This window comes from Limibacter armeniacum, assembly GCF_036880985.1.
GTDB lineage: Bacteria > Bacteroidota > Bacteroidia > Cytophagales > Flammeovirgaceae > Limibacter > Limibacter armeniacum.
The window spans coordinates 13,415-35,177 of record NZ_JBAJNO010000008.1 but is presented as its reverse complement, the minus strand read 5'-3'; the positions used below and the strand labels follow the sequence as shown (position 1 = coordinate 35,177).

28 protein-coding genes are annotated in these 21,763 nt (G+C 41.4%); 26 read left to right on the top strand and 2 right to left on the bottom strand.

Annotated features, from left to right (window positions below; genetic code table 11):
- Positions 1–319: 319 nt before the first annotated feature.
- Positions 320–847, bottom strand: a complete 528-nt coding sequence (locus V6R21_RS06085; protein ID WP_334241764.1) for a helix-turn-helix domain-containing protein — start codon at positions 845–847, stop codon at positions 320–322.
- A gap of 169 nt (positions 848–1,016) precedes the next feature.
- On the opposite strand from V6R21_RS06085, the gene V6R21_RS06080 reads away from it, so the two are divergent.
- Together V6R21_RS06080 and V6R21_RS06075 are read left to right on the top strand one after the other, a co-directional pair.
- Positions 1,017–1,331: a hypothetical protein gene (locus V6R21_RS06080; protein ID WP_334241761.1), complete on the top strand. Its 315-nt coding sequence runs from the start codon at positions 1,017–1,019 to the stop codon at positions 1,329–1,331.
- Between the two features lie 40 nt (positions 1,332–1,371).
- Entirely contained in the window at positions 1,372–1,866 is a 495-nt protein-coding gene (locus V6R21_RS06075) for a hypothetical protein (protein WP_334241759.1), read from the top strand.
- On the opposite strand, the gene V6R21_RS06070 is transcribed toward V6R21_RS06075, so the two are convergent.
- A complete protein-coding gene (locus V6R21_RS06070; protein WP_334241758.1) occupies positions 1,813–2,178 on the bottom strand; it encodes a hypothetical protein in 366 nt (121 codons plus the stop codon). The genes V6R21_RS06075 and V6R21_RS06070 overlap by 54 nt on opposite strands.
- A 339-nt stretch (positions 2,179–2,517) precedes the next feature.
- Between V6R21_RS06070 and V6R21_RS06065 the strand changes: the two genes are divergently transcribed.
- The 24 genes from V6R21_RS06065 (at position 2,518) to V6R21_RS05950 (ending at position 21,647) form a co-directional block, all read left to right on the top strand.
- A complete protein-coding gene (locus tag V6R21_RS06065; protein ID WP_334241756.1) occupies positions 2,518–2,751 on the top strand; it encodes a hypothetical protein in 234 nt (77 codons plus the stop codon).
- A gap of 4 nt (positions 2,752–2,755) precedes the next feature.
- The gene (locus tag V6R21_RS06060) at positions 2,756–3,196 is read left to right on the top strand and encodes a hypothetical protein (RefSeq protein ID WP_334241754.1); all 441 of its coding nucleotides are present in this window, start codon (positions 2,756–2,758) and stop codon (positions 3,194–3,196) included.
- Between the two features lie 4 nt (positions 3,197–3,200).
- Positions 3,201–3,554: a DUF2528 family protein gene (locus V6R21_RS06055; protein ID WP_334241752.1), complete on the top strand. Its 354-nt coding sequence runs from the start codon at positions 3,201–3,203 to the stop codon at positions 3,552–3,554.
- A gap of 69 nt (positions 3,555–3,623) precedes the next feature.
- Positions 3,624–4,121, top strand: coding sequence for a hypothetical protein (locus V6R21_RS06050; protein WP_334241750.1), 498 nt, complete (start codon positions 3,624–3,626; stop codon positions 4,119–4,121).
- Positions 4,111–4,728, top strand: a complete 618-nt coding sequence (locus tag V6R21_RS06045; protein WP_334241748.1) for a hypothetical protein — start codon at positions 4,111–4,113, stop codon at positions 4,726–4,728. Before V6R21_RS06050 ends, V6R21_RS06045 begins: the two co-directional genes overlap by 11 nt.
- Complete coding sequence (locus V6R21_RS06040; RefSeq protein ID WP_334241747.1) at positions 4,725–5,420, top strand: hypothetical protein; 696 nt, start codon at positions 4,725–4,727, stop codon at positions 5,418–5,420. Before V6R21_RS06045 ends, V6R21_RS06040 begins: the two co-directional genes overlap by 4 nt.
- Before the next feature lie 57 nt (positions 5,421–5,477).
- Positions 5,478–5,987 (top strand): hypothetical protein, encoded by a 510-nt coding sequence (locus V6R21_RS06035; RefSeq protein ID WP_334241745.1) that lies wholly within the window; start codon positions 5,478–5,480, stop codon positions 5,985–5,987.
- A complete protein-coding gene (locus V6R21_RS06030) occupies positions 5,984–8,383 on the top strand; it encodes a primase-helicase family protein (protein WP_334241743.1) in 2,400 nt (799 codons plus the stop codon). Before V6R21_RS06035 ends, V6R21_RS06030 begins: the two co-directional genes overlap by 4 nt.
- 1 nt (position 8,384) lies before the next feature.
- Positions 8,385–8,720, top strand: a complete 336-nt coding sequence (locus V6R21_RS06025) for a hypothetical protein (protein ID WP_334241741.1) — start codon at positions 8,385–8,387, stop codon at positions 8,718–8,720.
- Complete coding sequence (locus V6R21_RS06020; RefSeq protein ID WP_334241738.1) at positions 8,711–9,088, top strand: hypothetical protein; 378 nt, start codon at positions 8,711–8,713, stop codon at positions 9,086–9,088. The genes V6R21_RS06025 and V6R21_RS06020 overlap by 10 nt, the downstream gene beginning before the upstream one ends.
- Complete coding sequence (locus tag V6R21_RS06015) at positions 9,088–9,684, top strand: hypothetical protein (RefSeq protein ID WP_334241737.1); 597 nt, start codon at positions 9,088–9,090, stop codon at positions 9,682–9,684. Before V6R21_RS06020 ends, V6R21_RS06015 begins: the two co-directional genes overlap by 1 nt.
- A gap of 2 nt (positions 9,685–9,686) precedes the next feature.
- Positions 9,687–10,181, top strand: a complete 495-nt coding sequence (locus tag V6R21_RS06010; RefSeq protein ID WP_334241735.1) for a hypothetical protein — start codon at positions 9,687–9,689, stop codon at positions 10,179–10,181.
- Positions 10,174–10,512, top strand: a complete 339-nt coding sequence (locus V6R21_RS06005) for a hypothetical protein (protein WP_334241733.1) — start codon at positions 10,174–10,176, stop codon at positions 10,510–10,512. Before V6R21_RS06010 ends, V6R21_RS06005 begins: the two co-directional genes overlap by 8 nt.
- Positions 10,513–10,530: 18 nt before the next feature.
- Positions 10,531–10,692: a hypothetical protein gene (locus V6R21_RS06000; RefSeq protein ID WP_334241731.1), complete on the top strand. Its 162-nt coding sequence runs from the start codon at positions 10,531–10,533 to the stop codon at positions 10,690–10,692.
- A 64-nt stretch (positions 10,693–10,756) separates the two neighbouring features.
- The gene (locus V6R21_RS05995; protein WP_334241729.1) at positions 10,757–11,434 is read left to right on the top strand and encodes a hypothetical protein; all 678 of its coding nucleotides are present in this window, start codon (positions 10,757–10,759) and stop codon (positions 11,432–11,434) included.
- Positions 11,419–11,616, top strand: a complete 198-nt coding sequence (locus V6R21_RS05990; protein ID WP_334241726.1) for a hypothetical protein — start codon at positions 11,419–11,421, stop codon at positions 11,614–11,616. The genes V6R21_RS05995 and V6R21_RS05990 overlap by 16 nt, the downstream gene beginning before the upstream one ends.
- Positions 11,617–12,282: 666 nt before the next feature.
- Entirely contained in the window at positions 12,283–12,744 is a 462-nt protein-coding gene (locus V6R21_RS05985) for a hypothetical protein (RefSeq protein ID WP_334241724.1), read from the top strand.
- A gap of 11 nt (positions 12,745–12,755) precedes the next feature.
- On the top strand, positions 12,756–15,590 hold the full coding sequence (locus tag V6R21_RS05980; RefSeq protein ID WP_334241723.1) for a hypothetical protein: 2,835 nt from the start codon (positions 12,756–12,758) through the stop codon (positions 15,588–15,590).
- 121 nt (positions 15,591–15,711) lie between these two features.
- Positions 15,712–16,992, top strand: a complete 1,281-nt coding sequence (locus V6R21_RS05975) for a S49 family peptidase (RefSeq protein WP_334241721.1) — start codon at positions 15,712–15,714, stop codon at positions 16,990–16,992.
- Between the two features lie 27 nt (positions 16,993–17,019).
- Positions 17,020–18,006 (top strand): hypothetical protein, encoded by a 987-nt coding sequence (locus V6R21_RS05970; protein WP_334241718.1) that lies wholly within the window; start codon positions 17,020–17,022, stop codon positions 18,004–18,006.
- 84 nt (positions 18,007–18,090) lie between these two features.
- Complete coding sequence (locus V6R21_RS05965; RefSeq protein WP_334241717.1) at positions 18,091–18,663, top strand: hypothetical protein; 573 nt, start codon at positions 18,091–18,093, stop codon at positions 18,661–18,663.
- Positions 18,663–19,403 carry a hypothetical protein gene (locus V6R21_RS05960; protein ID WP_334241714.1) on the top strand — a complete coding sequence of 247 codons (741 nt, stop codon included), beginning with the start codon at positions 18,663–18,665 and terminating at the stop codon, positions 19,401–19,403. The genes V6R21_RS05965 and V6R21_RS05960 overlap by 1 nt, the downstream gene beginning before the upstream one ends.
- Positions 19,400–20,017: a hypothetical protein gene (locus V6R21_RS05955; RefSeq protein ID WP_334241712.1), complete on the top strand. Its 618-nt coding sequence runs from the start codon at positions 19,400–19,402 to the stop codon at positions 20,015–20,017. The genes V6R21_RS05960 and V6R21_RS05955 overlap by 4 nt, the downstream gene beginning before the upstream one ends.
- Positions 19,992–21,647 carry a hypothetical protein gene (locus V6R21_RS05950; protein ID WP_334241710.1) on the top strand — a complete coding sequence of 552 codons (1,656 nt, stop codon included), beginning with the start codon at positions 19,992–19,994 and terminating at the stop codon, positions 21,645–21,647. The genes V6R21_RS05955 and V6R21_RS05950 overlap by 26 nt, the downstream gene beginning before the upstream one ends.
- The last annotated feature ends 116 nt before the right edge of the window (positions 21,648–21,763 follow it).

Genomic DNA, 21,763 nt, shown 5'->3' with positions numbered 1-21,763 from the left:
CTAAATGATGACGTTATCCTGTTCAACCCTTTCAGGGTTATAAGATAATAAATGCTGTCAAATCCGGATTACCATCCGGAGCTAATATGGTTTGTTTCCTTCGGAAACGGTGTTTGTTGTAAGAGAAAATAATCCCGAAGGGATTATTTTCCAAATTTTAAATTACTAGATGTCAGAAAGTTAAGCGAGCGCTTAACTGGGGTGATACCAGGACTGTTACCAAAAAGTGATTAAATAACCCTAGAATTACACAATCCCGCCGGATTGTGTAACACATCCCGAACTTTTTGGACCAAGTTTTAGTATCCTGAACCTGGGGTTAAGCAGCAACATTGTGGTTACGCTTTGGGTATTCTTCTACCCAATAGTTCAAGGATTCTATCTCTTTTTCAGCCTCTGACATTTCAGTATCACCCGCCAACTTTCCCGACTGCCTATTAGCAGGCTGGTCATCCGCATTCATGGTCAATTTCATTCCATTATTCTTCGCCATCTGATTTAACATCTGGAACATGGCCAAAAAAGGGTCTGTATTTGATTTAAGGCTTTCCAGTTGTTTTTCAATTTTCTCAAACCTTGAATCTATTTCTTCAACTTTAGGTTTACTTTCCGAAGATCTGATTCCTTCTTCAGTAATAAGCATTTCCCCACGTCCAGTAACTAACCAATCAACATTCAAATCGGGATAAATCTCAAAAAGTTGAATTATGTTATTCAGCTTTGGAGCGCTTCTTCCTTTCCTCCAATCGTATATTGTTGTTAGTGAGCAATTTAACTCACGCGCTAATTGATCAACAGTTAATTCTTTTTCAATCATAAACTGTGTTATGCGATTTGAAATACTCATAATATTGTAACTTTATCTTTAATGGATTGGGATTATTCCTTGTGTTTTAAACTTAATCCGTATATAATTGTAATGTTAAATGATAGTAAATATGGTTTAACCGTATTAAACAGCGTTTAACAAAAGTAGCAAAAAAGGCTAAGAATTAAATACCTAGAACCGTTTTATCATGACTGAACCACAAATACAAACGATATATACTGGGGTGAAACTTGAAATTCCATTAAGGAAACACCTTGTAACTCTCAAAAAAGTTTACGGGAAATCAAATATGGGTGATGTTTTAAAGTATCTCCTCAAACAGGACCTAGTAAAAAATAAGGATCAGCCTTTTGCTCAAAAGAATTTTAAGGAAGCACTGGAAAGCGGTTTACTTGGTTACGATGTTTTAGACCCCGCTACTGCCGAAAGTAGTTCATATCCTCACATCAATGAAGTGGATGCTTCAAGTACAGAGCCTTGCACTGTACCTGATTGTTCTTAATTATTCCCGCTATTGGAGAGAGGTTTTAAAAAAAATTGAAATGAAAGCAGCACTAGAACAAATTCTTTACGCATTAGCACCTGACACTACAATTACCTATAGCGAAGTCATAGTATGTCAGGTATATAATAAAGAAAACTACAAGCTCAATATCACTTGTGGTTTTACGGGAGACAACCTGATGCAAGCTAACATTGAAACGCCAATAGGCGCTACCATAACGCTGTTCAGGTCGCAAAAGATCAGTCATGCCAAAGAGGTTATCTCACTACTGAAGAATAACTATTTCGTGATGGAGCATTTCAGCAATGAGCTATCCAGCTTTATCACAAACCTTGATTTCAGTAGTATGTCAAACCAGGAACTGGCAGACTTCATATTGGCAAACAATGAAAGGGTATCTAACATGCTTTCATGTTACCAAAAGAAGGATTTGCCAAATCAACACCAAGAGTTCCTGATTGGATTGGCTAAAGAAACCTTAGAATTTGAAGCGGTCAGTAACTTCCACTATACGCCTAATAGAAGTTCTTAGGCTATAAGAGTTAAAGGCATTGGACAGATTCGACCGCTCCTGTTCAATAATGGCTCGCTCAACATCTGTCAGTTTGAACTTGAGAAATTTGTCAGCGGCTTGCAAGACATCTTTCTTGACTTTAGCAAAGAGTTTCTCAGTCTTACCAAGATGCTTGACGTTGCTACTTCCGCTCTCAGACAAGACAAGGTTACTCATAGCAGAAGAGTGAAGTTTTAGATTAGAGCCATCGTAGTGTTTTCGGAATGCCCTGGTCATATATACCTGATAAGTCATTCCATCATTATAAAGTACTTGTTCATTTTCATTCATAGGTTATCTGTTTTTGTGGTGAAAAATAAGGTTTAAGCGCTATTAAATTACACAATTTCAAGGTAATCGGAAACACGGAGCGGGGCGAATGTCCTGCTCCATTTAAGGCATAAAATTTTTGATTGATAATGGGTTAAACAGAGGGGTCAAGTAAAAGGCATTGCCTTTTACCTGATTGGGATTTCTTCCCACATCCAATTGCATACTCATAACATTATATATATCGGGTTCTTACCCCTCCTGTACGCCATAAGCAAAAAACATATGCTGACGGTGCAACAGGTAAACTATGCCCTTTTGGGTTTTGAAAATTATGTATAACCGTAAAAGCTATCACTGATGACTACACAAGAATTTAATGAACTGTACGATGGAGAGACACCACTTACAGCCCTATCAAGCAACATCCTTGATGAGATGGAAACTTATGCAGGTGATATGAAAGACCTTGCAGAAGAGAACTATCAAGATGATGAAGCCGAAGAATGGGAGAACACACTTTATACTATTCAAATGGCAAACCTCGAAGTAAGGAAAGCTGAATGCGAAGCACAAGAATCACAAAACAAGTAAAACGATGACAAAAGCAGAACAAGATTACTGGAAGAAAAGGTGTAATGCAGCAGAAGCATATCTAAATGAAATACATCATGGAGACGGAACCAACAAGTCAAAAACCTACAGTGAATGGGTCCAGTCGAAAGAACTTGAACCTACTCCAAGTCAACCGACAAGAACACCAACCAATAAGGAGTACGACCTCGAAACCATTCAGGATATCTGTAATGTGGTCACTGCCGAAAACCTAGATGATTTCATAGCTGACTTTAAGGAGTCACTAAACATGATTATTCAGGTGAAAAATAACGCCAGTATATTACTCAAAGCTTCAGGCCAAAACGTAACTGATGAGATGATGAATGAGATGGTGAAGGTTGGTAAAATCGGTTGGATTGATGATGGGAAAACTTACACTCCAGATCAGGAAATGTCATTAACCATCGCTCCAAAACCTTAAAGCCATGCCAATAAAAGAATATAGATGTCAATACGACTCATCCTATGCCGAGGTCACATTCGAAGTCGATACTGATGTTTTTACTACTGAATCAGCAAATGTACTGCTTGAATATTGGGACTGGGACTATGACGAAGAAGCTGACGAAATCGAAGAGGCAATTAGAAAGTGGTCACTTGAATGTTTTCGTGAAGCGATGTCCAGAAGGATTGATAATGCTGATCAGCTTATTGATGTATTTGACTCAAAACCGGAATGGCCCAAACTGGACGGATCAATAGGTGTAAAAGTTGTCAACTTCAGTCCATTTGAGTTACGAGAGGATTGGCTAACGGTAGACATAAACCCACAACATTAATTAAATCCATAAACAAAAAAAGGCCACATCACTTAACGCCTGATGCAGCCTTTTAAACTAAAATTTCGAATGATAAAGATACCGAATTACGAACAGATTCACAACATCATCAGAATGGTTTGCAAGTACTCAGAGAGGCACTTATACTATCCTGATTTTAGAAAGATTTTCGGGGATCACACCAACCCTGAGCACCTTCACAAGAAATACGAATCTACACGTTTCAGCCTTCCTGAGTTTATCCTGATGGTGGACTCAGAGGCTGAGCAGCTTTTCGCTGAGTATATCAGCAAGGAAATAAACAGCCTACTGCCAATTGACTCAGTCAAGAAACATATAAAGGACTGGTGTTTTTTTACCTACAACCTCAAGCCTGTAGAGATGTTTGATCTAGTGTTTGGCAGACATGCCCAACTGGTGAAATACAGACTTCCTACACATGATCCGTTTTCGGCAAAATCAATCTGCCACTTATTCCACAACGCTAACCAGTTGGAGAGAGAACGGATGATCTCTTACGCATTATACTTATTCAAAGAACCTATTCAGATATACAATGAAGCATAAAACACACTGGGTATTCGAACTAAAGAACAGAACGGACCTACTACTCTTTATGCTCCGTCAAACAAGTGGCTTTGCGCTGATGATCGGCCTAATGGCATTTGTCCAGGCTATAAGCATCGCCATCTTTTTTGCCTCCATTTTCGAGAGCAAAATCAGTTCACAACTGGAAGCCATGGGAATGGATAACAGCTCTATGCTGATGCACACACTTTCCATCCTTTTGGGACTTTGTGCAGGTCTGGTTATCGAGGCGGGTTCCTTCTTTTTCGCCATCAACGGCATGCAAAAGAGCAGCTACTTTTCAGCGTTTGTCAGCGGCTGCTTATCCATCGCCAGTTACCACGCCATTTTGTACAGCGAGCAAATCAATGAGCTGCTAATCTTCGGAATTGGGGTGCTCGGTTTCTTCCCTTCACTCTTTATTATGATCGCCAGCCACGAGCTAGCCAAGCGAGTGGAGAAAGAAAACTTTGAGCAAATGATGAGCAAGTACAAGCGACAAGAGAGCGAACCGGAAGCGACCGAACCAACACCCAAAAAGGTACCGGAAGCATCCACCAATTCACAGTTTGAAATCTTGAAATCCAAAATCAATAGACAGGCATGAAAACACTAGAATATATCCTTCGCACCAGTACGATGTTCCGCTTTCTATTCACCATGGCAGTGGTCATTTTGGCTGGTCAGGTAGTAAAGCAAGCCTTTGAGCTGGACAACACAATAGCTTTCACATTTTCGGCAGTGGCGTATATCGCCACTACCCTTCTGAAGGCCACTTACAACACCCTTAAAAACAAGCTTGAAATAGTCTCAGACTATCAAAAACAAGTGGATTCGCTCAAAACCGCTCTCGAAGAGGCACAACAAATCGCTGTTTCGGTAGCGAACTCAGAGCGAAACCTGAAGGCTGAAAAAGACTCGCTCGAACAGGATTTGAAGTTGGAGAAATCCGCTCACACGTCGCTCAAGTCTCGCTACAACGAAATACACCAGTCATGTATCGAGCAGGAAAAAGCCAACTCCGAAATGAGACGACAGCTCAACAATATGGGCGAGTCAGAACAGTCGCTACAATCCGCTAATACTTCGCTCAACAGTCGCTTGAATGACTTCAAAAACAAGGTAGCCGAACTGGAAGAAAACTTGGAAGATGCAGACCGAACACTGGCCATCCAGCGGGAGCAGATCAGCGAACTGAACGAGCAAAAGGAAGAGCTTAACACCAAATACCGATCCGCTCAAAATCGCTTAAATGCGCTGAAAGGTCAGCAAAAAAGAAGGGAACAGGAAGCAGAATAATGTCCTACCTGATTGAATAGCTGGACACCAATTTGGGATAAAAAAGGAGGATAACAGATGAGCGCAACACCCACACATCAGAAGCACTTCCAGTTCCTGACCAACGACCTGCAAAAGGCCATCCAAAAAAAGGAATGGACACTACAGCAAAGTTGGTGCAACGAGAAGAGCCGCAAGTATATCACCGAAGAGCTGACCTTCTATAAGAAGATCATGCAAACCACCACCTCCATTTATAATGGTGTAAAACAGGACTTGGTACAGCGGCACAACGCTTTCGTTAGCCGCAATTCAATGAAAGTGCAATTGGAAAAAGGACGCATGGAATCAGCGCATATGCTAGAGTCATCCGACCTGATCGATAAGCACCGCATAGCAGAGTTTAAGGTGATGATGTTCAAGTTTTGGTTTGCCATCCAGCAGGAGACAGACCAAGACACGATCCAAGCAAAGAGCCGAAGCATTGTAAGGCTCTATGCCCTGATCAGATTTATGGAAGAAGAAATTCCCTACGAGGAAACAGAAAAGACATTAACCGCAGAAGACGCAATCAGTAAAATATTATGAATACCTCAACGATACTTTTTTCACAGGCAATTGAAGCTAAGATGACCATGGATGGAAAGAACCTTTCCAAAAATGTAATCATTGTGCTAGGGTCAGAAACCGAAGGAATTGAAGGAAGTTTACAAGGGGATGACATCGTATTGGTTCAAAAGTTTTACGACTTGTTCAATTACGATTCAATGGAGCCAGTAAAAGAGCTGACCGATATCCTGGACAAACTAACTCCTGAAGTACTGACAATACTCTACCCATCTGATACAAGAGTCAACAAATACCACCCAAACAAAGACCTCTATAAAAAGCCCGCAGGTTTGACAAAACAGATCAAGTCATTCCACAAGGCTTTTAACTACCTAACCAAACGGAAAGGTATTGCAACCAAAAGAATCGTACTGAAAGTAATCAAGGCGGACTACTGGCAGCAAGCCCGAACACTGGATAGGATGCTGTTCGAATTTCCGGATCACGAAGAAGAAATCATTAAATCCCTAAGCAGCGAACATGAAAACAAATGGTTTGATCATGTCAAGCTGGCTGATGGAGAAATGGAACACCTGTACCGCTACTTTGGTATCGACTTTCAGGATCACACGGTACAAGACTTCTATAATATCTATAACAGGTTTGGAGATATTGACAAGTCTGAGTTTATCTATAAGTCTTGCATTTACCAACTGATCAGGGGTGAGATCAAAAAGATCAAGCACGTAGATGCAGACAAGTATATTCAAATCTTGGATAAGATTGTACTGATGTCAGTCCAGTATTTGGGCGAAAATGCTGACCTGTTTGTACGAGGCATGCAGCCAACTTCCTACGAATCGGTAAAAAGGAAATATGGAGCGGATTTTATCAAAGACATCCCCGCTTATGATGGGCTGGCGCTTGAGCCGGACAACACCAAGAACTACCAACGGAGGTTTACCACCAGCAAAGGCAGGTTGGAGTTTGACTATTACAATGTCTACGAACCGCTGAATGTTTATCCTGGCAATTTCAAAACTGCTGAAGAAGCAGCAGAAGCATGTCCCAATATCCTAAGCTATTTCCACCATATCTCACAAGGGAATGCGGAATGGGATGCACCAATATTGGGAGACAGATTAACGGTATTGCTTGACTGGTTCCGGATTGCCTATCGCTATCCAAAAGCCAGACTCCCTATGGTCATCCTGATGAGCCGCGAGCGTGGAACAGGTAAGTCAACCTTACTCAACCTGATGCGATACATCTTTGGAGCCAATGCCATGGTTACTGATATCAACGACCTGTTAGGCAGGTTCAACTCACACAACGCTTACAAGACATATATAGGTCTGGAAGAAATTAAGGTAGAAAGTGAAAGAGACCAGGCGATGAACATGCTAAAGGATTTGATCACAGGACACACAAGATTGATGGAACCAAAAGGTGTGATCAAGTCTGAAGTATCCAACTTTGCTCACTTCATAGCCACCTCAAACCATGAGGATAATATCATGAAGATTGACTCTGATGATGAGGACCGTTTCTTTATGCTGAAACCGCCAGTACTACAAGAGACAAAACCAAACATGCTGCAGATGATGAAGGAAGAAGTCCCTGCATTCCTGAGCATGTTAGTCCAGACTCCTATCCACCATGTAAACCCCAATGCCCGAAACAACAGCATTGCCGAAATGAAGATGGGCCGTCTTTGGTTCAATGTAAAGCACATTCAAACGGAAGAGTTTTTCAATGTGATCAAGCATTCAAAGCCAATGGCCATGAAAGAGGTCGAAACCTTTATGAGAGACCTTTTCCTCAACTTCAATGTGCAAACGGTCAGGATACACCCAAAGGTACTTTGTGACCTGATGAAAGACACCGCCAAGTTTAAGTACAGCCCTGATGACATCAAGCGAGTGTTTGCAGAAAAAGGATACAAAACCCTAAGTACAAGTGTGTCATTTATCTACATCCCTTTGGATGTGGAAAAAGACCATAAAGGCAACCTTCAGTACATCTATTACAGAGAGAAAATCAAGAACACCAGCGAGTACAGGATTCCCAAAAACCGCTATTACGAGCTTCAAGCTGAAGATTGGTTAACACCTGAAGAATTTGAAAGAATCAAGGGTAAGACAATCGACGACCTGAACATTGATGAGGAAAACTACTTGGTTGAAACCGCCAAAATTCACCTGAACGGCAACGCTGAAGACCTGGTATTTGAATACCTCAAAGCTCAGCCAATTAACAGCAGGTGGATAGAAATGGAAGACTTGATGGAAAGGTTTAACCGAAAGGTAGATAACCCAATCAAACAGGATCAATGGCGCAAGCATATACAGAGCTTTCACGACTGGAGCGAGAAAGACAGAACAGTAGTGATCTCAGACAATTACGACAAGATTCAATTTAAACCTCCTTTCTAATATGATAACGATTCAAAGTGAAGACCTCGAACTAATATTCAAGGCTACAAAAGCAGCACTGGAGTACAGAGCCAACCTAGGTAAACTCAATAATTATCCGGATGAATTAAAGCCAGACTTCGACTGCTTCAGTGATTGCTTGAACTGGTACCATGATATGTTACAGGATCAAAAGTCAAAGAAATCTGAACAAATCAGACTTGCTCAGATGATGGGAGAAACCGATCCAAAAGTATATGAGGATAAGCAACTGGAATACCAGCTGATGCACCAGGAATATATGAGGATAAGAAACATTATCAGCTATCTAAACAAAGAAGGAGTAGCATGGACCTAAACAAAAACCTCAACCATATACAGCAACTGGCTGAAGGGCATAAACGGACAGATACCATCAACCCATTTGACCATGCTTGGCAGGTAACGGAATGGAAAGATCAGAACTGTCTGAAATGCCGAAAATGCCTATCAGCTCACCACCCGAAATATGAGCTGCCATTGCTGAAAGAGAGTATCCAACTGGTGAAAACAGGTCAGGAGTGTATCGGGAAACTGGCACTTGAAATCATCTTTTACCAGGATACTATCCCCATTGAAGTGGCTGAAATGATGGGCATTGCTCAAAACCTAAACGATACATGCAAAGCATTTGAGCCATTGACGAAACATGAGAAAAAAGATCCTAACCAACTAAACTTATTCTGATGCATATCCTAGACTATTACGAACCTAAGTTCAAAAAACCTGAAGGTGTAACCGAAGCAATAATCAACAAGGTTCACCGCTTCGAGACAGCCTTATATATCGCGCTGGCTTATTACCGCAGCTTTGCCAGTGGCAACCAAGCAATGAAGCTCAAGTACAAAAACTTCGAGAGGAAAGCCGAAAGCTTTATCACGCTGTATGAAATGCCTAACAGCCCTGAGTTTGACCTGCTGGACAAAAAGACCGATGAGATATTCCCATACGTCGAATCGCTTTCCGGCAGCGATGAGTATCACTTCAGACTTATGGTATCAGTGGCCAGCAGCTATTTTGAGGAATACAAAAACGTGATGTTTCAAAATGCCCGAGCCATAACCAAAGAAGAATGGGAAAAACGAATCAAACGAGCAATCAATAGACAAGCTAAACGCAAGATGGAAAAGCAGATGAAGCAGGACATTTCAAATGCAGGTCTGGGACTTTCCACTTTCTCTCGCATGATGCAAAAAATCAGCTTAGACCTTCCTGAGCAGATCAAAAGCGTCAGACGCTATATGGACAATAACATCATTGTAGAACTTGAACCCGAAGTATAACCATGGCAACGATTTATTATATCACAGAAAAGAAAACCGAGACAGGTAAGAAGTTTCAGGAACTGGAAAGAAGAATGGAACAAGCTTATGATGATCAAATTGATTTCTGTTTTAAGTACAACATTAAACATTACCGTCCTGATGACTTTGCAGCTCAAGGAGGTTTTTCCTCTGTAACCTTTGATAAGGATGTTGAGGTGGATACCAAGGTTTGGAAGAACGTCTATAATTCTAGTCATGAATGGATGCCAAAACTGAACACCAAATTAGGTAAGACGATACAAAAAGAAATGGATGAATGTCTTCTAATAGGTAGAAAAGAGCTGAATCAATGCGTCGGTTATAAAGGCTTTCCTAATCATATAGGATACTCATTTAGAAATAAAAAATACTATGGTTTTATGGTCAGCGATACATTTAAGTTTGACCCTCCAAAAGACTGTAAAGAAATCACATTCACTGAGTACAAACACCTTTTCATTAATAATAATGAGTAGTTCTAATGGAATAATTCTAAGCATTGAGTTAGGCTTTCTTTTCATGTTGATAGCCTTGGTCATTTTTCTAAATATAGATGATGCTAAAAAACTAAAAGAGTCTAAAAAACATCATCGAGAAATAAGAAACCATATCGATCAAGAAAAATTCAAACTTGAAATCTTCGAAAATAATATCATAAAGCTTATGAAAAAGCCAAAAGGTCATACTCATTACTATAAAGAGGTTGGTGTTTTTTATGATATGGATGAAGCTATAGAAGCAAAAGTCAATGCTGAGTTTAAACGTGATCAAAGAGATGGATCAGGGACTCCCACATCTTATTATTAATCAATAACCCCTAAAACCATGGCCCTTATAAAAGTAATGCTACTCTACTTTATTGTCTTGGCTTTCGTCTCACTACTGGGAAGCTTATTAGACAAGAAGAAAGGAAGTCAAAATATATGGTCATACGATGATGATGATGACGATTATTACTATGACAGTGATGATGATGATTCTGAATAAACTCGTGCATTTTTCACCTAACGGGAGGGACTTCTCACCCCTCCCATTTTAACTACAAAAATCAATGGCAAAATCAACTCGGCTTACTCAGTTTATACACAATGCCTATATCAGAGTAAAATCAAAAGACTTTAAAGAAGAAGAACATTGTCAATATCACAATATACTAAGGGCAAGCTCTGACCTGGGAAAAGCAGCTGAAGCTGCAAACCTCAACAAAAAAGCATATATCAAACATTACATTAACAGTTTAACTCTTGTGAATTTTGTAAATCCAGAAACGTTCAACTTCCATATTCAGACATTTTACCCAATCTTTATCAAAGACACTTTTGAGGATAAATTAGCAAGTTCTTTTCTTTGGATTTGTGATTGGATTAGCAACAATGAAGGGAAGCTAATGATCAGTACCATTGGCTATGTGTATGAAAAGAACCTGGCAGGAAAACAACCTACATTCAAAAGTATAGAACATGCCCTGGTATATGCCGAAAAAAAGGTACTAGCACTTGATCCGGAAGGACCAGGAACAACACGAGAATATCAGGCAGGTGCAGCGTTAGCCGCAATTATGCAAGTGGCCAACTACAAAGGCGTGGACTTGTTTCTTCATGCAGGATGGAGATTGGCATTTAATCGAACTAGACCAGTTGATAGACCAAAAAAAACCATGCAATGTTGGTATTGTGAAGACAAACTATACGTGGATGGTAAGACGTGCCCTAAATGTATGGACAACTAAACCTGTTTATGATGGAAAGAAATATTAATTACACCGCCATTATTGGTTTTATCTGTCTGATATGTGTGATGGTGCTGCTCCTACTCCCGGCTATTATCGACTTCAATAAAGACATAAAAGATACGGTTGCAGGAAAATCTTATAAATGGCAGGAAGAATATGCATTGGATAGTCTGGATTGATTATCAACAAAACAACAGATCAACAGCCTTTGGATTCCCAAAGGCTTTTTTATGCCTGAAAAAAAACGAATCGAAAAAAAAATAGGGATAATACAATAACTAAAGATTTAGTTCTCAGTAAAACTCAGCGAAGTTGAAAATAGTGTTGATTTTGTTGATTTGTTGATAATGGTATATAAAAAACTAACTATCAATAACTTACACAATCAACAAAATTTTTAAAAATGTTGATAATCAACAAAAGTGTTGATCAGCTAAGGAGAGAATTAGTCAGGTTTTTTAAAGTATTTTAACAAAACACACCAAAAAGGGTCAAAAACCGATCAACAAACAACATGCTGTTGATCAGATTTACCAAAAATGTTGATCTTATAACTCATTGATAAACTAACACTTAACATAGACTATCAACAAATCAACAAAATCAACACTTTTTCCCAACTCTCCACGGAGCCACTAAATCACTGAAATTTCGTATTTGGTCAGAATTATGGGAATAGTACAAAATCTGACATATCCAAGATTTTGACCATGTACATTTGTCCTATTTTATGTACATTTGTCCTATTAGAAAGGTCTATAACGGACAAATGTATATCCCAATCAACCCCTCTTACACTACCCATTATCCAGCTTATTTTTTTGTGGAAATCAAATCCATGACCTATGTCAATGAGGTTAAGCCCTACAGTACTTTTGCTGGATAATTACCTGTACAAGTTTTTGAAGAAGCGCAACAAGCAGAAACGGCTTCGCATCAATCCTAATTTATGTATCGGTCAGAAAGGACCTGACCGTAAACGTATGCTCCATATGCTGGAGCAAGCAGAGAAGTACAACCGTGTGCATGTACTGATGCACAACCCTACACTATCCAGACGGTACCGCCTCCAACGACTGATCAAGGAATGGTTTTGCAAAGAAATGCTGGACTTTGTGCTCTACAATGCCAAGCGTAACCATGGCCATAATGTGCTTTTGATCATCAGTGAGTTTTTGGAGCTTCACCAAATCTCTGAAGATGACCTCCAGCGTGAAACAGCCTACAAGACTTGGCAACGCTCAAACCACAAAAAAGAGCTGGATCATTTTCTCGCCACCAATACAAATGATGATATACTTTTCTAATTGATAACAACATGACAACCTACTCAGGACAAACCAATATTGGCGGACTGGCCAAGATCCAGTACGTACTGGAAGAGGAAATAGCCTCCTTTCCCGAACAAATAGGTGCCAAGCTGGATGGTGATATAGAGCTGTATCCTACCAAGGTGTGGAAGGAAATCTACTTCACGCAGGAAAGCGGCTCACTGACAGTTAAGGAAAACCAAAGTAGCCAGGGAGAATACTTTGATACGGCACTTTCTTTCCAGCTCCCAAAGGTGCGGGAGATTGTAACCACCGAGCTAAGCGAGATAATAGGGAAAGAGTTGATCCTGCTTTGTGAGTATCAGAACGGAGACGTAAGAGCCGTTGGCACCAAGGAGCTTCCAGCCCGGATCACCTATGATGACGGATCAGGCGCTCAAACTGCTGACAAAAACGGGTACCGCCTATCTTGCCGTTATCAGTCAGCTTGTGATATTCCATTCTATGAGGGAGCCACCGAAACAGAAGTCAAGATACCAGACCTTATTGTAGAGAGTGGCAACCCTGAAGCACTACTGGTACAGGGCACCAACAATTATGAATGGGTACATGATCCGGATGCAGGACTTTCCTATCTGTATTTGGAAGATGGTAAAAGCTCCGTATCAGGATTTCAGTTTTGTGATGCACTGATTTCGGGTGATGTAGACCTGAGCGATGCCGGATGGACCAACCTTGTTTACTTATGTTTGAAGAATGCCAATAACCTGAACCTGACTTTGGGTGATTGGATTAAGCAGCAAGATGTTACGGTAGATGTTACCAATGCCATACTCCAAAAGGATAAGCTTTTGTCAATACTGGAACAGGTCGATAACATTGGCAGTAATCAGACCTTTACAGGACGTACCTTTAAGATTGGCGTACTGGTAGATGAGTTTGGGTTTGAGTCTTCAGCACAAGGGTTTCCGCTTATTCCTGGAGAGGAACCAGACCAATCATGTATTGACCTGATGGAAAAGCTGGGCGGAGAGAACTTTGACGGCAACGGGGAAGGCTGGACATTTACGACCGCTACTTTTGGCCTTGTGAAAGTGAAGATGAAGAAAGGGTATTTTGATCTGCGTAACCGTTTTTCTCAGAATTCAGGAGAAGGGCTGATCATTGTCCGGGGACCATACAACAATGTGTTTATCAATGCCACTGGTATGGAATCGTACTATGGTTTGGAGGGATCGATTGTGGAATTTTACCATACGGAACCTGATAGCCTGATAGAGCTTGATATGAAAAAGCTAAGCATCTATAATGTAGATTTTACTGATGCGGCAAATGCTTCTACAGCCACCTATGACCTTTCACTTAACCGTATTGCAGCTGTCTATCTGGACGTGTTCAATGAGCTGTTGCAGGAAGCTGGCAGTCAGATGACCATCAAGCTATGGAGCCACTGGTTTTACCTGAGCTTCTTTGGGGATGACAACTATATAGAGCAGGTACTGAAAAACCCACTGCGGGAAAGGCTGCAATGTGCCAATGTCTTTTTTGAAAAGGATAGCGGATATCAAAGCGACCAAGGGGCATCAAGCAGTATTACCCGATATGCTATTAATGATGATGGTGATATGATGGTATTGGCGGTAGCCAGTGTAAATGATGATCCTAATAACTATCAGGATATAAGCATCAACAATTCAGAATTTGGCAATGATGCCATCAAGGGGACATTTAAAGCATTGTATGCAAGGTTTGGAGACTTTTTCACTATCAATGATCAAACAAATCTGGAGGAAATCATCTTCAAGGAGTCAATTATTGGAGATGAGGTAAATGGCGGAAGACAGTTTATAGCCAACAATAATGCGAATTTACGCCTGATAGACGGTAGTGACTCAAAGTTATCTGTACTTCAGGGCAATGCCTATTTCAGGTTATGGTACAATCCTAAACTGGAAAGGATCTCATTTGCAGATACAGCACTGGTAAGGTTCTATGCAAGGGACAATGATATATTGCAGGAGATTGATATGCCTATCAATTACACAGATGATCGTACTATAGAGCTGAGAATCAACAACCACCCATTACTGGAGAAGGTGAAATCAATACAAACTACCTATGCAGGTGGGTACCAAAACAACAATGGTGTATGTATTGTATCCAACAATCCATTACTGGCAACCATTGGTAATACAGTTGGTACGGCTGACTTTAGTGGGCTTGATTTTGATGTGGATATCAGTGATCCTTCGGATACTGGATACCCTCAGTTTAGCCTGTCGCAAATGGCTTGTGATACTTTGCTATTCTCTAACACTACCAACTTGGGTAAAGGTGACTTTGTGATTTCTTATTTGCCTAACCTTACAGGGGTACTGGACCTGTCAAACGTCAGGATACATAACGAGTTTGGTAATGGGTACCTCTATCTTTTTGAATTGCCATTGGTGACTGGCGTAACACCATTCAAGGCAGGTAGTTACTCAGTAAGGTCTCAGATCCTGTTCAGGAATATGGACTCCATGCCTGATAACTTTGATTATGATTTTGCCAATGTCGAGTTCGGCTTCAGGAGTTACAATTTCTTTTTCAATATAGAGGGTAAAATAAGGAACATGCTTAATGTGAATGGAGAACTGAGAAGACTCAACTACAGGGGAAATGGTATGAGTGGTGTCTTGGATTGGTCGGGTTGTCAGTGGGTGTCCCGCTATAACGATGATGGGAACTCCAATGCAAACTATATCATTACGGAAGGGGATTTGGAAATAACGGTAGCAGATACCAGCGATGTTGTTGCCGATGACTTTACCGTAATCAAAAACAGTGGCGGTACCTTTACTGTCAAGAATGTAAGTGGAACAACACTGGCCACTATATAACAAGAAAGCCTCCCATCACCGGGAGGCTTTTTCACCTTTCTATTGAACAACTTTTTGTCCTACGGGAAAACATCTCCTATCCTGTTATTGCTTCAAAATCGAATCACCGAACTGAAGCGCAATGAATACAGCACTTATTTCTACCATACTTAATAGCGTCTGGGCTATTAATCAAGACTCTGTCAAAGGATTTGTACCACTGATCAACTCCATATTGTCCGGACGTAGTTTCTGGGAAGGAAAAGACCTTGCTCAGCTTCGGGAAGCGCACCGCTCCAACACGATGAATTATACTGTTGCCTCCAGTGGAGTAAGTAAGCAGAGAAGATTCGGGGTTGTCAAGATCCATGGTGTTGTCATGAAGAATGACCAACAGTGTGGCCCTGAGGGGACCATTACCAAATCAAAACAAATTATTGCCTTTGATAATGATCCGGATATTGACGCTATCCTGTTGGATATTGACTCTCCAGGTGGTCAGGCTGATGGTACACAAACATTGGTAGATACAATCCGAAATACCCGTAAACCTGTTGCTGCTTTTGTCAGTGATGGAATGGCCGCTTCTGCTGCTATGTGGATTGCCAGTGCAGCAGATGAGATTATTAGCTCACATGATACCAACCTGATCGGCTCTATTGGTGCAATGATGAATTATGTAGATGACCGTGAGTATTGGGAAAGTTTGGGCGTAAAGTTCAATAGTATTTACGCTGATGATGCCTCAGAAAAAAACAGTGAGTACAGGGCATTGATGGAAGGTAACACTGAACCATATAAGCAAAAAATCCTGAACCCACTTAACAATGCCTTTGTGAACGGTATCAAGAAAAACCGACGTGGAAAGTTGAAGCTAAATCATAAGACCTTGTTCAAAGGAGCCATTTTCACCAGCAGCGAAGCATTGGAAGTTGGTCTGATCGATGCCATTGGAGATGAAAACTTTGCACTCAAAAGGTTATCCGCACTTACAGATAAATCAAATTCTTCAAAAAAGACCAATACCAAAATGTCAAATATCACCACCAACAAATGGGCACGCACTTTTGCAGCTTTAAACGCTACTGAGCTTGACGCTACAGAAGAGGGCGTTGTGCTTAACAACGAACAGATGGATACCATCGAGCAGTCTTTGGCTGCATCAGAAGCGGTACAAACGCAGCTTGAAACTGCCAATGCCAATTTGGAAACAGCCAACTCTGATCTTTCAGCAGCTAACGAAAATATAGCTACGCTTGAGGCTCGTATCCAGGAGCTGGAAAAGAGTCCGTCCGCAAGCAGTACGCAACCAGCTACTGGCAATAGCGACAACGACAGCAGCCCATCTACTGACGCTGAAGCCGCTCACTTTTCTACTGTCGGAAAACAAAGACAGGAGCGTATCGCCAGAATGAGAAAATAATCCTTCACCTTCTAACATTTCATAGAAATGCCTGACGCTATTAATATTGAAGCATTACAGCAATACTGTGAGGAATTTCAGCGAGAGCTGATTACCATCCCCACCACTTCCATGGATGACATTTTCAATCACTTTAATGTCTTGCCAGGAATCAAGGACCGTTATGTTCTTTCCACGCTGCAACTTGAAAAGCTCCTAAAACCTTACGGTAAGGATTGGTCTAAAAAAGCCAATGTGGGTGCCATCAAGCCAAGGACCTTGCAGGTACAGATTGGTGAGGTCAACTTGGAAGAAAACCCATTGGAATACCGTAAGTCATGGTTAGCCATGCTTATGAAAAAGGGTGTCGATGCAAGTGACCATCCTTTTGAGAAAGAATTTTTTGAGCAGATTCTCGCTACTGTAGGTCATGAACTGAATATGGATGTCCTGTTTAATGGCATCTATAACAGTGCTGGTACCGATGCGGTGGATGTGAATAATGGCTTCTTTAAGATCATCACGGATGAGCTTGCCATTGGCGCGCAATCAGCGATAGACAATGCTGGTGATGCAACAGAAGGTTTTGACCTTACAAGAGGTAACGTCATTGCTACAGGTGCAATCACTTCAGCGGATGCACTAACGAAGCTTAAAGACATGTACCGTCAAATTGACGATGCCTTCAGAAGCAGACCTGTTAAGATGTACATGAGTTACAATGTTTACGATAAATATTGTGACGATTACAAAGCCGAGACTGGTGCAAATCCATACAATACCAAGTATGAGCAAACCTACTTGGAAGGCTCAGCGGGTATGTGTGAGATTGTTCCTTTGGCTGGAATGGGTACCTCTCAACGTGTGATCATTTCTCCTGAATGGAATATGTGTGTGGGTATTGACGGTGAATCTGACCAGGAGAAAATCGAGGTAATGAAGACCAACCCTAAAACGTTGGCCATCTTCCTTGCGCTTGCCTTTGGTGTTCAGTTTGCCACCCTAGATGCGGTTTGGATCAACGACCAAGCCTAACCAATAAAGGTCTGATTGATAACGCCAATCAGACCTATTCTCTCACTTCTTACAAATCATATCAATCATGTTAGAAGATGTTTTATGGAACGATGGCGAGCCAAACCCTGGGGACTGGAACAGATCCTTGCCATTGCCAAACTTGAAGATATTGTAACGCTTCCTGTTCCTGTATCTGACGAACCTGCTTATGTAGATAACCTGCTGTCAGATTTGGTGACGATCACGGGAGATATTGTATTCGCCAATACTGTAGGGTTCACGCGTGTCTATGGAACCATTGAGACATTGAAGCTTGATGGGGAATCTCAGGGTGAGTTTGACGGCATGTCAAAATTGAACTCCATAGAGTTTTTGCATCCGGGTTCCAAAGGGGAAATGCTTGGTTTTGACCAGTACACGCAGAATGGCAACTTCATTATCCTTGTGCGTGAAATGGATGGCCAAACACGTATGCTTGGACATCGTGGCTATCCGGCCAAGCGTGTATCTGGTGGAGTTGCTACAACTGGTGCTGCTTCAGCAGATCGAAGAGGTAATACATTCAATTTCCAATCAGCTCGAAAAGGTCCTGCACCTATTTTTATGGGTACTGTAAAGTTGTCTGATGACAGCGTGCAAGATCCATTCACGGGCGTAATCACTCCTGGCGTATAATGAAAGACATCAAAAAGTATTTGGAACAAAAGACACCCTCCTATGAGGCGGGTGTCAGACTATACCTGAAGTACGGCAAGAACCGTAACCTTGTAGCCCTATTCCAAAGAGGAAAGACAGACTACAATGTCCGGAAGCTTAACTCTGTACTGAAGTACATGTACCTGAAGTATGAGCAGGACACAAACAGTAAAAAGGCTCAGGAAGAAAAGGTAAAGCAGGAAAACCAGCCTATTAAACTTGAAGCTGCTGAAGAAACTACAGCAGAGCAGGAAGCTGAAGATACTGAAGCTCCAGCTGAGCAGGAAGCTGAGGAAGTTGATTTCAAGGAAGGCTTAACCGAGCTGACCGAACCTGATGACCGGGTGGATGAGGCAAGCTTGGAACCGCTGTACAAGGAAAGAAGGGCTTTGTATGATGAGTTCAATTTCCTGTTCCATAACAAGCTAAACGCTCAGACTCATATCGAGGAACGAAAGGAAGCCGCTCTCAGGTGCAAGGAGATTGCTATCAAGATACTTCCTGAAGTGCATAACAAACTTGATGCAGCCAAGAACGGGGAAAAGGTAGTGCCAACGCCTGAGCCTACAACTCTATCTGAGGAAGAGCAGGAAGAGGTTAAAAAGAAAATCGTGCATGCTCAGAAGATGATTAGCAAATACAGAAAAGATGATAGCAAGGCCCATTTAGTTGAGAAGTGGGAAGATACCCTTGCTGAACTGAAAGCATCCATCGCGTGAAAAGAAAATTAGGAGGTTACTACAAAAAACTGCTGAATGATAAAGGCAACCTGTTGGACAGGATCAAAGCCAACAGCATTGATGAGTCTGTAGAATTGAGCGCCAAAGAACAGGCTGCTTCAATCCGGATACGTGCTGCATGGTCGATGTTATTGTCTGGACAGAAAAAATCCAATGTAGTAATCTCCTTAATGGATGAGTTCGGTATCTGTGAAAGTCAGGCATACAAGGACTGCAAGGCAGCATATAGGCTTTATGGAAATTTGAATATAGCTGAGAAGGAAGGTCTAAGGGCTATTCATTATGAATTGGCCATGGATGCTTTCAGGATAGCGGCTAAAGCAAAGGATGTAGAGTTTATGCTCCGAGCCAATGAGCAGATGATTAAGCTCTCAAGGCTTGAACAGGCTGACGGTGCTGTACCTGATTTGCCAACACATCAATACTTGATCCAGCTAATTTCAAATGGTGAGGTAATCGATATTGACTTTGAGGACCTTTCCAGCCTTCCTAAGCAAAAACATCAAATGGTGGTTGATGCAATGGAGGAAATGGAAGTAAGTAGGGAAGAAATGAAAATGATACTCGATGGCAAAGAAAAAGAAGAAGAATGATCTTGTAATAAAGCAGCTGAAATTCAATAAACCTCAGCTTCGATACATGATTCACAAGTTTGCTTCTTCAATATCTATTTGGGGAAGGGGAACAGGTAAGTCTTCATTGATTGCATGGCTGATGCACTTGATTGTACAGCTTATGCCTCGCTCAAAGTGGATGCTTGTTGGCAGGACCTACAGTGCCATTTTAAGTAAGACACTTCCCTCTACGGTAGCTTCACTGGAACGGATTGGCTATATCAAGGACTATCATTTTTTCATTGGCCGGAAGGCTCCAAAGCTTTGGGACTGGGATGAGCCTTACGAACCGCCAGCCAAGTATGACAACTGTATTTATTTCTATACCGGGACAATCTTTCAATTTGTATCTCAAGATGGCAATAGTAGTTCTGCAAGGGGTGTCAACTCTGATGGAATTATAGCCGATGAAGGGTTGGAGCTTGACAAGGATAAGTTTGATAAGGAAGTCTCAGCCACCAACCGTGGTAACCTTGACTATTTTAAGCATATCCCTTTACACCATGGTGTTTTCATTTTTAGCTCCATGCCTTATATGAACCAAGCGGATTGGTTGCTGGAATATGGAAGTTATTACAAGGATGATTATCAGACGGATATCATCGACATCAGAAATGAAATTGTTGATCTACAGATAGACTTCCTGCAATCAAAAGAGCAGGAACAAAGGCTGCTGATTTGGGAGGATATCAAGAAGCTTAACAAGCTACTAAAGTACTTCCCTTCCAAAAAAGGGATGTTCTATTCTGAAGCTTCAGCGTTTGACAATATCCAGAACCTTGGCTTTAAATATATAGAGCAGCAATTCAGGGATTTACCGCTATTCATTTTCATGATTGAAATGCTGAATAAAAGACCAGGGAAAGTTGAGGGTGGCTTCTATCCTATGCTGAGTGACAGGTTACACACCTATGTAGCAGAGTCCAACTTCAGTTATCTGGAAAAACTGGGCTACAACCTTGAAGCACTCAGCAAACGAGATAGCCGATTTGATACGGATGTAGACCCAAACAAACCGCTGATCATTTCAGTGGACTGGGGTTCTATAGTATCAACACTACCAGTGTCACAGCAGCATGGACGGGAGATGCGAACAGTCAATGCTTTGTATGTGAAGCATCCGAAACTGACCTATGACCTGGCTAATGATTTTGGAGACTATTACCTCGCGCACCTCAAAAAGGAAGTGACATTCATTGAAGATCATTGGGGCAATACAAAATCGCCAGGATCAAAGACGACTATGAATGATGACTTTGTAGCGCAACTGAGAAAAAGAGGCTGGCGAATAAAACGAATCAATCTTGGCAGACCTGCACTACAATCAGAGAAGTATCAGATTGCTCACAAGATTTTTGCAGGCAACCATGAGCGTATTGACCGCTGGACCTTCAACCGTGAAAACTGTAAATGGCTATTGCTATCTATGATGCAGGCCAAAGTCAAGGAAGGACGCAAAGGCGAAATACAGAAGGACAAGAGCAGGGAGCGGAACGCAAGTGTTGACCAACGAACCACTACCCACTTTTCAGACTCATGGGATTTGCAGGCAGTGGCCGTCAATAAAGGAAAGATCACACCAGGTAGTTCTTTCGTGCCGAATGGCTAAAAAAAATTCTGTACTGGGATTTTCGAAATATCTACTCTAACAATATCAATAAGGCGGTTTTTCAATTTCTAAAACCTTTAAAATTCTATTTAAAGACAAAGTTGACCCCGCCGCGC